At 71.6% G+C, this 14233-nt stretch carries 11 protein-coding genes; 5 read left to right on the top strand and 6 right to left on the bottom strand.

Translation table 11 applies throughout. From position 1 onward, the window contains the following. The first annotated feature begins 221 nt into the window (after nt 1–221). Both ACH4DZ_RS07260 and ACH4DZ_RS07265 read left to right on the top strand, forming a co-directional pair. Nucleotides 222–1025, top strand: a complete 804-nt coding sequence (locus ACH4DZ_RS07260) for an endonuclease I family protein (RefSeq protein WP_398285950.1) — start codon at nt 222–224, stop codon at nt 1023–1025. Between the two features lie 220 nt (nt 1026–1245). Beyond that, a complete protein-coding gene (locus ACH4DZ_RS07265) occupies nt 1246–2664 on the top strand; it encodes an FG-GAP and VCBS repeat-containing protein (protein WP_398285952.1) in 1419 nt (472 codons plus the stop codon). A gap of 81 nt (nt 2665–2745) precedes the next feature. Here the strand turns inward: ACH4DZ_RS07265 and ACH4DZ_RS07270 are convergent, their stop codons facing one another. From ACH4DZ_RS07270 to ACH4DZ_RS07280, 3 genes are read right to left on the bottom strand one after another with little or no spacing between them, the layout of a single operon-like run. Continuing rightward, the gene (locus ACH4DZ_RS07270) at nt 2746–4434 is read right to left on the bottom strand and encodes a thiamine pyrophosphate-binding protein (protein ID WP_398285953.1); all 1689 of its coding nucleotides are present in this window, start codon (nt 4432–4434) and stop codon (nt 2746–2748) included. Next, on the bottom strand, nt 4431–5399 hold the full coding sequence (gene speB, locus ACH4DZ_RS07275) for an agmatinase (RefSeq protein WP_398285954.1): 969 nt from the start codon (nt 5397–5399) through the stop codon (nt 4431–4433). Before speB ends, ACH4DZ_RS07270 begins: the two co-directional genes overlap by 4 nt. Continuing rightward, on the bottom strand, nt 5396–6871 hold the full coding sequence (locus ACH4DZ_RS07280) for a sodium:solute symporter (RefSeq protein ID WP_398285955.1): 1476 nt from the start codon (nt 6869–6871) through the stop codon (nt 5396–5398). Before ACH4DZ_RS07280 ends, speB begins: the two co-directional genes overlap by 4 nt. Before the next feature lie 112 nt (nt 6872–6983). Between ACH4DZ_RS07280 and ACH4DZ_RS07285 the strand changes: the two genes are divergently transcribed. After that, entirely contained in the window at nt 6984–8492 is a 1509-nt protein-coding gene (locus tag ACH4DZ_RS07285; RefSeq protein ID WP_398285956.1) for a PucR family transcriptional regulator, read from the top strand. Nucleotides 8493–8843: 351 nt separating this feature from the next. Continuing rightward, nucleotides 8844–9641: a phosphatase gene (locus tag ACH4DZ_RS07290; RefSeq protein ID WP_398285958.1), complete on the top strand. Its 798-nt coding sequence runs from the start codon at nt 8844–8846 to the stop codon at nt 9639–9641. 4 nt (nt 9642–9645) lie between these two features. Here the strand turns inward: ACH4DZ_RS07290 and ACH4DZ_RS07295 are convergent, their stop codons facing one another. From ACH4DZ_RS07295 to ACH4DZ_RS07305, 3 genes are all read right to left on the bottom strand, one after another. After that, a complete protein-coding gene (locus tag ACH4DZ_RS07295) occupies nt 9646–10530 on the bottom strand; it encodes an acyl-CoA thioesterase (protein ID WP_398285959.1) in 885 nt (294 codons plus the stop codon). A 46-nt stretch (nt 10531–10576) separates the two neighbouring features. Then, complete coding sequence (locus ACH4DZ_RS07300) at nt 10577–11734, bottom strand: acyl-CoA dehydrogenase family protein (RefSeq protein ID WP_398286227.1); 1158 nt, start codon at nt 11732–11734, stop codon at nt 10577–10579. A 128-nt stretch (nt 11735–11862) separates the two neighbouring features. After that, entirely contained in the window at nt 11863–12507 is a 645-nt protein-coding gene (locus ACH4DZ_RS07305) for a TetR/AcrR family transcriptional regulator (protein ID WP_398285960.1), read from the bottom strand. A 108-nt stretch (nt 12508–12615) separates the two neighbouring features. On the opposite strand from ACH4DZ_RS07305, the gene ACH4DZ_RS07310 reads away from it, so the two are divergent. After that, on the top strand, nt 12616–14232 hold the full coding sequence (locus ACH4DZ_RS07310) for a carboxyl transferase domain-containing protein (protein ID WP_398285962.1): 1617 nt from the start codon (nt 12616–12618) through the stop codon (nt 14230–14232). The last annotated feature ends 1 nt before the right edge of the window (nt 14233 follow it).

Genomic DNA, 14233 nt, shown 5'->3' on the forward strand with positions numbered 1-14233 from the left:
GTTGGGGAAAACCCTGGCACTTCGCAACCCCTGGACCGGAAACGGCCAGGGGTTGCGTCGTATGCGAGAACGTCACACGAACGACTCCTCCCCGTTACGCAACCGACCTCATGTCCATGCCACTCTCCCGATTGACCGACCTGTCAACACGCGTAGAACGCGGACCCGTTGATCCGGGCCCCGCGTCCCCGCGCGTGCCGTTCTCGGGAAAGGGCACCCCCATGTCCGTAACGCACGCAGGCAAGTGGAAGGCGCTGGCAGCCGGCGTCTCCGCCGTCCTCGTCGGCCTCACCCTCCCGACGGTCGCCGCGACCCCCGCCGCGGCCACCACCACCGCGTACGACGACACGTACTACGCGAACGCGATCGGCAAGACCGGCACCGCCCTGAAGGGCTCCCTCCACACGATCATCAGCAGCCAGACGAAGATCTCGTACGCCGCGGTCTGGGAGGCGCTGAAGGTCACCGACCAGGACCCGAACAACAGCAGCAACGTGGTCCTGCTCTACTCCGGCATCTCCCGCAGCAAGACCCTCAACGGCGGTGACGTCGGCGACTGGAACCGCGAGCACACCTGGGCCCAGTCCCACGGCGACTTCGGCACCTCCGCGGGCCCCGGCACGGACCTGCACCACCTGCGGCCGGAGGACGTCCAGGTCAACAGCATCCGCGGCAACAAGGACTTCGACAACGGCGGCAGCAGCTTCACCAACAGCGGCGGCAGCCTCACCGACTCGAACTCCTTCCAGCCCCGCGCCGCCGTCAAGGGCGACGTGGCCCGGATGATCCTCTACATGGCCGTCCGCTACGAGGGCGACGACTCCTGGCCCGACCTGGAGCCCAACGACACCGTCACCAACGGCAGCGTCCCGTACCACGGCCGCCTCTCCATCCTGAAGCAGTGGAACGAGCAGGACCCGCCCAGCGCCTCCGAGACACGCCGGAACGAACTGATCTACAGCAACTACCAGCACAACCGGAACCCGTTCATCGACCACCCGGAGTGGGTCGAGGCGATCTGGTAGACCGGCACGGGCAGTACTGAACCGACAGTGAGTGGCACTGAACTCCCGGTCACGAAAAGGGAGTTCGGTGCCACATCTGTCTCCTCGGTTACGAATCCATGACATCGAAGCGCACAACCGGTGGCGCCCCGATCGAGTCGAACTCAGTGAACGCGGCATTCCGCACGCAGAAGCGGAATCCGACGACCGAAGACTGACGACCGACTCGAAAGGCTCACGTATGTCCCGAGCACACCGCCGAACTCGTACCGCGCTCAGCGCGCCCCTGGCAGCGGCCGTGCTGCTCGCCGGAGGATTCGGCGCGATGGCCCTCACCGGGGCCTCGGCCCAGGCGGCCACCGCGGCGGCGGACGCGCAGGACGACTTCAACGGCGACGGCTACGCCGACCTGGTCGTGGGAGCCCCGAACGCCACGATCTCCAGCAAGGCCAAGGCGGGCTATGTGGCCGTCACGTACGGCTCCGCCAGTGGTGTCTCCACCACCAACAAGAAGCTCATCAGCCGCTCCACCAGCGGCGTTCCCGGCTCCGCGACCGCGAACCAGTACTTCGGGTCCACCTTCACCAAGGGTGACCTGGACGGTGACGGCTTCAGCGACCTGGTGATTTCGGGCGGCAAGGCCGGCTCCGTCATCCTGTGGGGCTCCGCCTCCGGACTCACCGGTGGCACGGCCATAGCCGGCCACGACTCCCCCAGGACCGGCGACTTCGACGGCGACGGCAAGACGGACCTCACCCTGTTCGCCTACCAGAACGTCGAGGGCGACGACCCCTCGAACGCCGCCGGGACCGTGTGGAAGGGCCCCGTCTCGCGTGCCGGAACGCCCGCCGCCACCTTGCCTCTCCTGAAGGCCGGCGAGACGCTCAGCGGCCCTGTCAGCACCACCGAGTCCGGCGACGTCAACGGTGACGGCAAGGACGACATCGTTGCCTACCACTACGAGGGCGACGGCGTCTGGGGCAACCGTCTGCTCCTCGGCGGCGGCAGCGCGGGCTTCAAGGGCGCCTGGGTCCCCGGTGAGGCCGCGGGCAACAAGATGGGCACCGGCATCGGTGACGTCAACAAGGACGGGTTCGACGACGTCGTGGTCGGCAACGACTGGGGCGGCGGCAACGTCAAGGTCGCTCTGGGCTCGGCCGCCGGCCTGTCCGAGGACCGCGTCCAGACCTTCAACCAGGACTCGCCCGGGTTCCCCGGAGCCGAGGAAGAGGAGGACGAGATCGGCGGGTCGGTCTCGGTCGGGGACGTCAACGGTGACGGCTACGCCGACATCGCGCTCGGCATCCCGGGCGAGGACGTCGGCGACATCTACGACACCGGCTCGGTCGCCCTGGTCCCCGGCAGCGCCGCCGGTGCCACCGGCGCCGGGACGCAGGTCTTCCACCAGAACACCGCCGGTGTCCCCGGAGTCGCCGAGAACAGCGACGAGTTCGGTGTGAGCACCGCCCTGCTGGACCTCAACGGCGACGGCCACCGCGACCTCGCGGCCGGCTCCACCGCCGAGAACGAGCAGAACGGCGCGGTCTGGATCCTGAACGGCACGGCGAGCGGCCTCACCGCCACCGGGTCCTTCGCGTTCGGCGCGGGCACCCTCGGCGCCCCCGCCACCGCGGCGCACTTCGGCGCGTACCTGCGCTGACCGGTCGGCCCGCGGGCACCAACGGTGGGGCGGCCCCGTGCCGCCCCACCGTCATGTCCGGCCCCGGAAAAGGGGATTCGCTCAGCCCAGGTGCGTCGGCGCGAACATCCGCAGCAGGGCAGGCAGCACGACCACCGAGGGGCCGGGGGTGGCGAGGGCCTTGGCGAGGTCGGCGGCGAGGGTCTCCGCGCTGGTCCGTACGCCGGGGACGCCGAAGGACTCCGCGAGCGCCACGTAGTCCGGGCGGGTCAGCTCGGTCGCCGTGGACTGCCCGAAGGCGTCCGTCATGTACTCGCGCAGGATGCCGTAGCCGCCGTCGTCGACGATGAGCCAGGTCACGTCGAGGTCGTGCTGCCTGGCGGTGGCCAGTTCGGCGATGGAGTAGAGCGCGCCGCCGTCGCCGGAGACCGCGAGGACCGGGTGGGTGGGGTCGGCGACCGCGCCGCCGATGGCCGCCGGGAAGGCGTAGCCGAGGCCGCCCGCGCCCTGGGCGGAGTGCATGGTGTTGGGGCGCCGGGCGTCGAAGGCCGACCAGGCCCAGTAGGCGAGGATCGTCATGTCCCAGAAGCTGGCCGACCGGTCCGGCAGGGCTTCCCGTACGGCCGCCAGCACCCGCTGTTCCAGGGTGAGTTCCTGCGCGTCGATCCGCTCGCGGACGAGGTCGAGCACGGCCCGTACGCGGTCCGTGGCCGTCGCGTCCTGCCGCTTCCCCGTGAGGGTTTCGAGCAGCGCCGACAGGGCGAGGCGGGCGTCCGCGTGGATGCCGAGGGCCGGGTGGTTGGACTCCAGTTTCCCGAGGTCGGCCTCGATCTGGATCACCCGGCCGCGAGGCTTGAACGTGTAGTAGTTCGAGGAGAGTTCGCCGAGCCCGGAGCCGACCACGAGGAGTACGTCGGCGTCCTCCAGGAAGTCCGTGGTGTGCCGGTCCTCCAGCCAGGACTGCAGCGAGAGCGGATGGTTCCAGGGGAAGGCGCCCTTGCCCCCGAAGGTGGTGACGACGGGCGCGTTCAGCCGCTCGGCGAGCTGCCGCAGCTTGCCCGACGCGTCGGCGCGTACGACTCCGCCGCCCGCGATGATCACCGGGCGGGCCGCGTTGGCGAGCAGGTCGGCGGCCACGGCGGTCAGTTCGGGGCGCGGGGGCAGGTCGTGGGGCGCCGCGTCCACGGCGGTGACGGCGGGCAGGGCCGTCTCGGCGAGCAGCACGTCCTGCGGGATCTCCACCCATACGGGCCCGTGCGGGGCGGTGAGCGCCGATTCCCAGGCCTCGGCGATCGCGGAGGGGATCTGCGACTGCGTACGGACCGTGTGGACGGACTTCACCACACCCCTGAACGAGGCCTGCTGGTCGGGGAGTTCGTGGAGGTAGCCGTGCCGGCCGCCGCCGAGTCCCGCGCCCGGGATCTGGCTGCTGATGGCGAGGACGGGGGCGCTCGCGGCTGCCGCCTCCTGGAGCGCGGCCAGCGAGGTCAGCGCGCCGGGGCCGGTCGAGAGGAGCAGCGGGGCGGCCTCGCCGGTGATCCGGCCGTACGCGTCCGCCGCGAACCCGGCGTTGTTCTCGACCCGCAGGCCGATGTACGCGAGGTCGGAGCGGCGCAGCGCGTCGAACATGCCGAGCGCGTGCTGTCCCGGCAGCCCGAAGACGGTGGTCGCGCCGAGACCGGTGAGGGTCTCCACGACCAGGTCTCCGCCGTTGCGGCCGGGCGGCGGATCGAGCGCGGCCTCCGTCTGCGCCGCGGTCGGACGGAGCACCAGGTCGTGGTCGTGGGTCACTGCGCTCGGGCCTCTGCAATCTGGCGGGACATGATGGTCGTGAGCTCGTACGCCGTGTGGGACGCGGCGACCGAGGTGATCTCGGCGTGATCGTACGCGGGGGCGACCTCGACGACGTCCGCGGAGACCAGGTGGCAGGAGGCGAGGCCCCGCAGGATCTCCAGCAGTTCGCGGGAGGTCATGCCGCCGGCCTCGGGGGTGCCGGTGCCGGGCGCGTGGGCCGGGTCGAGGCAGTCGATGTCGATGGATATGTAGAGCGGGCGGTCGCCGATGCGCTGCCGGAGCTGGTCGGCCACCTCGTCGGCGCCGCGCCGGTAGATGTCGGCGGAGGTGACGATGCCGAAGCCCATCTTCTCGTCGTCGGTGAGGTCCTGCCGGCCGTACAGCGGGCCCCGGGTGCCGACGTGGGAGAGCGCCTCGGTGTCGAGGATGCCCTCCTCGACGGCCCGCCGGAACGGGGTGCCGTGCGTGTACTCGGCGCCGAAGTAGGTGTCCCAGGTGTCGAGGTGCGCGTCGAAGTGCAGCAGCGCGACCGGGCCGTGCCTGCGGGCGACCGCGCGCAGCAGCGGCAGCGCGATGGTGTGGTCGCCACCGAGGGTCATCAGCCGGGCGCCGGTGCCGAGGAGTTCGTCGGCGGCGCCCTCGATGGTCTCCACGGCCTCGTTGATGTCGAACGGGTTCGCGGCGATGTCACCGGCGTCCGCGACCTGCGCGAGGGCGAACGGCGAGGCGTCCTGCGCCGGGTTGTACGGCCGCAGCAGCCGGCTCGCCTCACGGATCGCGTTCCCGCCGAAGCGGGCCCCCGGCCGGTACGAGACGCCCGCGTCGAACGGCACACCGACCACGGCGACATCGGTGGTGGTGACCTCGTCGAGGCGGGGCAGCCGGGCGAAGGTCGCCGGTCCCGCGTAGCGCGGTACGCGGGACGAGTCGACGGGCCCGCGGGGCGTCTCGTTGCTGTTCATCGGGTGACACTCTCTTCCTTGAGTTCGGCGGCGGGCTCGGAGCCCCGGCCCGCGAGGCGTTCGCGCCAGGCGGCGAGCACCGCCGCGTCGGTGGCGGGCGTGACGAGGGAGACGATCACGTACACGGCGAGGGAGGCGAGGAGCCCGTAGTAGACGGGTTCGTTCGCGAGGATCCCGTACGCGGCCATCAGGCCGACGACCGCGAGACCGCCGACCGCGACGGCGGCGAGAGCGCCCTGGGCGGTGCCGCGCTTCCAGAGCAGACCGCCCAGGATGGGCACGAGGAGGCCGCCGACGAGGAGGTTGTAGGCGACGGTCAGGGCCTCGACGACGTTGTTCAGCGCGATGGCCGTACAGATCACCGCGATGCCCATGACGAGGATGAAGACCCGGTTGCCCCGGACCTCGTCGCGCTCTCCGCCCTCCTCGCCGCCGGGCCGGACGGCTCCGCGCAGCCGCGACCAGATGTCGTTGTTGGCGACGGTCGCGCAGGCGATGAGGGCGCCGGAGGACGTGGACATCACGGCCGCGAGGGCGGCGGCGAGCACCAGTCCCCGTACGCCGACGGGCAGTTCGTCCTTCACGATGGTCGCGAAGGCGTCGTCCGGGCTGGCCAGCTTCGGGTAGAGGACCTTGGCCGCCGTGCCGATGACGGCGCCGGCGAGCGCGTACACCAGGCAGTAGGTGCCCGCGACGGTGCCGCCCCACTTGGCGGTGCGGTCGCTGCCCGCGGTGAAGACGCGCTGCCAGATGTCCTGCCCGATCAGCATGCCGAACGTGTAGATGAGCACGTACGTGAAGATCGTCTCGCCGCCGATGCCCAGCGGGTCGAAGTAGCCGGTGGGCAGCTGCGCCTTCATCTCGCTGAACCCGCCGGCCTTGACGACGGCGATGGGCAGCAGGAGCAGCAGCACGCCGATGGTCTTCACGACGAACTGGACCATGTCGGTGAGGGTGATCGACCACATGCCGCCGAGGGTCGAGTACGCGACGACGATCGAGCCGCCGAGGATGATCGCGACCGTCCGGTTCATGTCGAAGAGGACGTCGAAGATCGTGGCGTACGCGATGGTCGACGTGACCGCGAGCATGAGGGTGTACGCCCACATGACCAGGCCCGAGATCACGCCGGCCCGGCCGCCGTAGCGCAGGTCGAGCATCTCGGAGACGGTGTAGACCTTCAGGCGGGCGATGCGCGCCGAGAAGAAGAGGGACAGGGCGAGGAGTCCGAGGCCGATGGTGAAGACCATCCAGGCGCCGGAGAGCCCGTACTGGTAGCCGAGGCCGACGCCGCCGATGGTGGACGCGCCGCCGAGGACGATCGCGGCCATCGTGCCGGAGTACATCGTCGGGCCGAGCCGCCGTCCGGCGACCAGGAAGTCGCTCTTGGACTTGGCACGGCGCATGCCCCACCAGCCCATGGCCAGCATCCCGGCGAGATAGACGACGATCACTGTGTAGTCGACGGCCATGGGGCCCTCCCTCGCTCTCTCGGTGGCCACCATGACGTTAGGTGGCCGGAAAGCGGCACTGAAGTGTACGTTTCATCCACTGTCACCGGATCGGATGGAGGAAACGTCCACCATGCCGGACTCCGCGGTTCCCGCAGTCCCGCCCACCCCGCCGGTCGCGCTCGCCGCCCTGCTGGCCCGGGAGGATCTCGGGCTGCGGCAGATCGCGGGCCCGAGCGAGCCGGCCACGGTGATCCACTGGGCGCACACCTCGGAGATGGCGGACCCGTACCCGTATCTGCTCGGCGGGGAGCTGCTGCTGACGGCGGGGGTGCACATTCCGGAGGCGGCGGGTTCCGGCACCTACTTCGACGCGTACGTGTCGCGGATCGTCGAGGCGGGGGGCGCCGCGCTCGGCTTCGGGGTGGCGCCGGTGCACGACACGGTTCCGCGGGCCCTGGTCGAGGCCTGCGACCACTACGGGCTGCCGCTCGTGGAGGTGCCGCCCCGTACGACCTTCTCGGGGGTGGCACGGGCGGTCTGGCAGCTCATGGCCCAGGCCCGGCACACCGAGCTGCGCCGCGTCACGGAGGCCCAGCAGAGCCTGGCCGCCGCCGCGGCGCGCCCGGACCCGGTTCCGTCGGTGCTCCGGCAGCTCGCCCAGCGGGTGGGGGGCCGCGCCGCGCTGTACGCCCCGGACGGCGGCGAGGTGGCTTCGGCGGGGCGGTTGCCGGGCGCCGGGGCCGGGGCGGAGGTGGGTGCGGCGTTGGCGGGGCTGGCGGCGGTGGTGCGGCCCGCCACCGAGGGTGGCTCCGGCGGACCGACGCCGTCCTCCGCGAGTGACACCGTGGCCGGTGTCCATCTCGCCGCGTACGCCCTCGGCACCGGCCAGGGCTTCGTCCTGGGCGTGGCCGCCGCCCGCCGCGATCCGGGTGACCACACGATCGCCTCCGTCGGCGCGGTCCTGCTCTCCCTCCTCACCGGGGAGCACCAGAGCGGTACGGGAGCGGCCCGCTCCTCGGCGCTCGTACGCGTGCTGCTGGGGGCCGCGCCGGAGGAGGTCGCGCCGCTGCTGGACGCCGGCGGGCGGTGGGTCGTCGTGCACGCGCGGCCGGACGCCGGGGCCGCGCCGGACGCCGTCGCCGCGTCGGCGCTCGGGGCGGCGCTCGGGTCTCCGCTGGTCGACGTGGACGGTGACGTCGTACGGGTCCTCGTGCCCGCCGGCCGGCGCGAACCCGTCGCCCAGCCCGGCTGGACGTGCGGTGCGAGCGCGGCCGTCGTCCCGGGCGAGTGGCGGACCGGCGACGTCCAGGCGGCGCGGGCCCTGTCGCGGGCGCGGGCCACCCGCGCGGACCTGGTCCGCCACGGTGACCTGCCGGGGCTGGCCGGGCTCGTCCCGCCGGCCGAGGCCGCCGCGCACGCCCGTGCGGTCCTGGCGCCGATCGCCGGGAACCCCGCCCTCACGGAGACCCTCCGCACCTGGCTCTCCCTGCACGGCAGTTGGGACCGTACGGCGGTGGCGCTCTCGGTCCACCGCAACACGGTCCGCCAGCGGGTCGCTCGCGCGGCGGCCCTCCTGGACACAGACCTGGACGACCCGGACGTCCGCATGAACCTGTGGTTCGCCCTGAGTCAGCTGTAACCGTTCTCCGCCCCCGCCGCCCCTACCCGTCCCGTCACCACCTGGGGGCTCCGCCCCCGGCCCCCCGGTCCTCAAACGCCGGACGGCTGAAAACCAGCAGGGGCGCAGCCCCGCTTTCCAGGGGCGCGGGGAACTGCGCGATCGGCCACATCCGGCCCGCGGCCGACAACCGTCCGGTCTCGGGGCCCGGGGCGAAGCCCCGCCCCTCAGGGGCGCGGGGAACTGCGCGGCCGGCCCCCACCGGCCCGCAGCCGGCAAACACCCCACCCCACCCCCAAACCCCCGAGTGACTCAAATCCCACGGTTCGATACCCGGCACCACCCGGCGGAGCGCACCGGCAGAATGGGGGTATGCCGATACCCGTGACCCCCCACCGCGCCGACCTCCTCGACCACCTCGTACAGACGCGTATCGCGGGCAATGTGGCCACCCCCCGCGAGAACAACCTCTCCCACTACCGCAAGCTGGCCAACGGCGACCGCAACTACTGGCTCGGGCTGGAGCTCGGCGACCGCTGGACCGACGAGCAGGACGTCCTCGCGGTGATGGCCGAGCGGTGCGGTGTGAACGACGACCCGGAGTACCGGTACGGCCAGGACACCATCGACCCGGAGCTGACCGTCGACGCGCTGGAGCGCATGGCGGGCCGCCTGCGCAAGGCAGCCGACGGCAGACAGCGCGTGCTGTTCGCGACGGGCCACCCGGGCGGCCTGCTCGACGTGCACCGCGCCACCGCCGCCGCCCTGCGTGCCGCCGGCTGCGAGATCGTCGTCATCCCGGACGGGCTGACCACGGACGAGGGGTACGTCTTCCAGTTCGCCGACGTCGCGGTCCTGGAGCACGGCGCGACCCTGTGGCACACCCACTCGGGCGAGCCGATGCGGGCGATCCTGAAGGGTCTGGAGGGCGAGGGCCGCCCCCTGCCCGACCTGGTCGTCGCGGACCACGGCTGGGCGGGCTGCGCGGGCCAGCTGGGCGTGGACTCCGTGGGCTACGCGGACTGCAACGACCCGGCCCTGTTCCTCGCCGAGGCCGAGGGCACGGTCCAGGTGACCGTCCCCATGGACGACCACGTCACGAGCCCCCGCCACTACGACCCGATGACGGCGTACCTGCTGGACGCGGCGGGCCTGAGCGCAGACAAGTAGGCGACTAGTCCCGTGGGATCCGGACCACCCCCTCCTGGATCACCGTGATCGCCAAGCGCCCGTCCCGCGTGTAGATACGGGCCTGCCCCAGGCCCCGCCCCCCGGACGCGGACGGCGACTCCTGGTCGTACAGGAGCCATTCGTCGGCGCGGAACGGCCGGTGGAACCACATCGCGTGGTCCAGGGAGGCCCCGACGACGTCCCCGGTGACCCAGCCGCCGCGCCCGTGGGCGAGCAGCACGGAGTCGAGGAGCGTCATGTCGGAGACGTACGTGGCGAGGCAGACGTGCAGCAACGGCTCGTCGATCGCGCCGTCGAGCTTGCCGTTGGTGCGGAACCAGACCTGCGAACGCGGTTCGCGCGGCCTGCCGACGCTGGCGAACGGCGGCGCGTCGACATAGCGCAGGTCGACGGCGGCCCGGGCCTCCAGCATCCGCTGGGCGACACCCCGGTCCCCGTACGCCTCCAGGTACCGCGGCAGCATCTCGGCCGTGGTCTCCAGCGTCTCCGGGTCGGGCGCGGGCGGCATGTCGGCCTGGTGGTCCATGCCCTCCTCGTACGTCTGGAACGACGCGGAGAGGTGGAAGATCGGCTGCCCGTGCTGGACGGCGACCACCCGGCGGGTCGTGAAGGACCGGCCGTCGCGGATGCGGTCGACGGTGTAGACGATGGGCGCGCCGGGGTCTCCGGCACGCAGGAAGTAGGCGTGCAGCGAGTGGGCGAGCCGGTCCGCGGGGACCGTACGCCCCGCGGCGACCAGTGCCTGCGCCGCGACCTGCCCGCCGAAGACGCGCGGGACGACGGCGAAGCGCGACTGGCCGCGGAAGATGTCCTGCTCGATCCGCTCAAGGTCGAGCAGATCGAGCAGTCCCTCAAGTGCCTCACTCATGCGTCAGTTGTACCGTGCAGTCGTTTCCCGGATGTTTTCGCGAGCCCTACAGGCCCATGTTCTTGGCGATGATCGACTTCATGATCTCGCTGGTGCCGCCGTAGATGCGGTTGACGCGGTTGTCCGCGTACAGGCGGGCGATCGGGTACTCGTTCATGAAGCCGTAGCCGCCGTGCAGCTGGAGGCAGCGGTCGATGACGCGGTGCGCGACCTCGGTGCAGAAGAGCTTCGCGGACGCGGCCTCGGCCGCCGACAGTTCGCCCTGGTCGAGGGCCTCCAGGGCGCGGTCGGCGACCGCCTGCGCGGCGTCCACCTCGGCCTGGCAGGCGGCCAGCTCGAACTTGGTGTTCTGGAAGTGCGAGACCGGCTTGCCGAAGACCGTGCGCTCAAGCACGTACTCCTTGGCGAAGCGGACGGCCGCCGCGGCCTGGGCGTACGCGCCGAAGGCGATGCCCCAGCGCTCGGAGGGCAGGTTGCCGCCGAGGTAGTAGAAGCCCTTGTTCTCCTCGCCGAGCAGGTCCTCGACGGGCACCTTCACGTCGACGAACGCCAGCTCGGCGGTGTCGGAGGTCTTCAGGCCGAGCTTGTCGAGCTTGCGGCCCACCGAGTAGCCCTCGGCCTTGGTGTCGACGGCGAAGAGGGAGATGCCGAAGCGGCGGTCCTCGGTCGTGGACGGGGAGGTGCGGGCGCAGACGATCACGCGGTCGGCGTGCACGCCACCGGTGATGAAGGTCTTGGCGCCGTTGAGGACGTAGTGCGTGCCGTCCTCGGAGAGCTTCGCGGTGGTCTTCATGCCCGCGAGGTCGGAGCCGGTGCCCGGCTCGGTCATCGCGAGGGCCCACATCTCCTCACCGGAGACGAACTTCGGCAGGAAGCGCTTCTTCTGCTCGTCGGTGGCGAGCGCCTTGATGTAGGGCAGGCCCAGCAGCACGTGCACACCGGAGCCGCCGAAGGAGACACCCGCGCGGGCGGTCTCCTCGTACATCACGGCCTCGAACCTGTACGAGTCGATGCCGGCGCCGCCGAACTCCTCGTCCACGCGGATGCCGAAGACGCCCAGCTCGGCGAGCTTGTAGTAGAAGTCGCGGGGCACCTGGCCCGCCGCGAACCACTCGTCGTAGACCGGTACGACCTCGGCCTCGATGAAGGCGCGCAGGGTCTCCCGGAACGCCTCGTGATCCTCGCTGAACACCGTACGGCGCACCGCCGCCACCTCCGCCTGGCTCAAGTTTCCATGTCCGAGCGCACACCTAAGCGCTTGCTCAGGTCTACGTTACCGGCCGGTCACGACCATCGTCCAGACCAGGACCCCCAGGCTCCCCGAGACGCTCGTCACGCCCCGGCGACTCCGCCCGCTCCGGCGGACCCGGTCGCCCCGGCCGCGCCGGGCGCCCCCGCGGCAGCGAAGGCGCCCCTCGCCATACGGTGCAACAGTTCCGCCGTGCCCGCCCGTCCGGGCAGCGATCCGGGCCGCCCCAGATGCGGCGTGGAGTTCAGCAGCCCGAAGACCGAGTGCACCGCAGAACGGGCACCCGGCTCGGCCAGCGCGGGATGGATCTCCCGCACGACCTCGACCCACAGCTCCACGTACTGGCGCTGCAGCTGCCGTACGAGCTTGCGGTCGGTGTCCCGGAGGCGGTCCAGCTCGCGGTCGTGCAGGGTGATCAGCGGGCGGTCGTCGAGCGCGAAGTCGATGTGCCCCTCGATCAGCGAGTCGAGAAGCGCCTCCGGGCTCCCGTGGGACTCCGCCACGCGGAGCTTGCCGCCGGTCAGCAACTGCTCGCTGATCCCCACCAGCAGCTCGGCGAGCATCGCGTCCTTGCCGGCGAAGTGGCGGTACAGGCCGGGCCCGCTGATGCCGACCGCCGCACCTATCTCGTCGACACCGACCCCGTGGAAGCCGCGTTCGGCGAAGAGGCGGGCGGCTGCACGGAGGATCTGCTCGCGGCGGGTGGGGGCGTCGGTTCTGGTGGCCATGGACGCAATTCTAGACAGGATGGTTAGCGCTCGTTAACCTGAGCGAAACGCGTTAACGCTCATTAACTTGGTTCATTGACCGGGCACACCGGGTGAGGGGACCGCAGGATGCACGAGGCACCGGAGCTCCACAGCGCGGCCGATCCCGCGTCGGAGGCCTGGCGGACCAACGAGGCGGCACACCGCGCCCTCGTCGAGGAACTGCGGGGCAAGCTCGCCGCGGCGCGCCTCGGCGGCGGCGAGCGGGCCCGCGCCCGGCACACCGCCCGCGGCAAGCTGCTGCCGCGCGACCGCGTGGACACGCTGCTGGACCCCGGCTCACCGTTCCTGGAGCTGGCCCCGCTGGCGGCCGACGGGCTGTACGAGGGACAGGCTCCGGCGGCCGGCGTCATCGCGGGCATCGGCCGGGTCGCGGGCCGCGAGTGCGTGGTGGTCGCCAACGACGCCACGGTCAAGGGCGGCACGTACTACCCGATGACGGTGAAGAAGCACCTGCGCGCCCAGGAGGTGGCGCTGGAGAACCGTCTCCCCTGCGTCTACCTGGTGGACTCGGGCGGCGCGTTCCTGCCGATGCAGGACGAGGTGTTCCCCGACCGGGACCACTTCGGCCGGATCTTCTACAACCAGGCCCGGATGTCGGGTGCGGGGATCCCCCAGATCGCGGCGGTCCTCGGCTCCTGCACGGCCGGCGGGGCGTACGTCCCGGCGATGAGCGACGAGGCCGTCATCGTGCGGGGCCAGGGCACGATCTTCCTCGGCGGCCCGCCCCTGGTGAAGGCCGCGACGGGCGAGGTGGTGACGGCGGAGGAACTGGGCGGCGGAGAGGTCCACTCCAGGATCTCCGGAGTCACCGACCACCTCGCCGAGGACGACGCGCACGCCCTGCGGATCGTCCGCACGATCGTCTCGACGCTCCCCGACCGCGCCCCCCTGCCCTGGTCGGTCACGCAGGGCGTCGAGCCGAAGGTGGACCCCGCCGGGCTGTACGGCGCGGTACCGGTCGACTCCCGCACCCCCTACGACGTACGCGAGGTCATCGCGCGCGTGGTGGACGGCTCACGCTTCGCGGAGTTCAAGGCGGAGTTCGGCCAGACGCTCGTCACCGGCTTCGCCCACATCCACGGCCACCCGGTGGGTGTCGTCGCCAACAACGGCATCCTGTTCTCCGAGTCGGCCCAGAAGGGCGCCCACTTCATCGAACTGTGCGACCAGCGCGGCATCCCCCTCGTCTTCCTGCAGAACATCTCGGGCTTCATGGTGGGCCGCCAGTACGAGGCCGGGGGCATCGCCAAGCACGGCGCCAAGATGGTGACCGCGGTGGCCTGCACCCGCGTACCGAAGCTGACGGTCGTGGTCGGCGGGTCGTACGGCGCGGGGAACTACTCGATGTGCGGCCGGGCGTACTCCCCGCGCTTCCTGTGGATGTGGCCGAACGCCAAGATCTCCGTGATGGGCGGCGAACAGGCCGCGTCGGTCCTCGCGACCGTCAAGCGCGACCAGCTGGAGGGCCGCGGCGAGTCCTGGCCGACGGACGAGGAGGAGGCCTTCAAGGCCCCGATCCGCGCTCAGTACGAGACCCAGGGGAACGCGTACTACGCCACGGCCCGGCTCTGGGACGACGGAGTGATCGACCCGATGGAGACCCGGCAGGTACTGGGTCTGGCCCTGACCGCCTGTGCGAACGCGCCGCTGGGCGACCCCCAGTTCGGCGTCTTCCGGATGTAAG

The sequence above is a fragment of the Streptomyces sp. NPDC017991 genome, assembly GCF_044328075.1.
Taxonomy (GTDB): Bacteria; Actinomycetota; Actinomycetes; order Streptomycetales; family Streptomycetaceae; genus Streptomyces.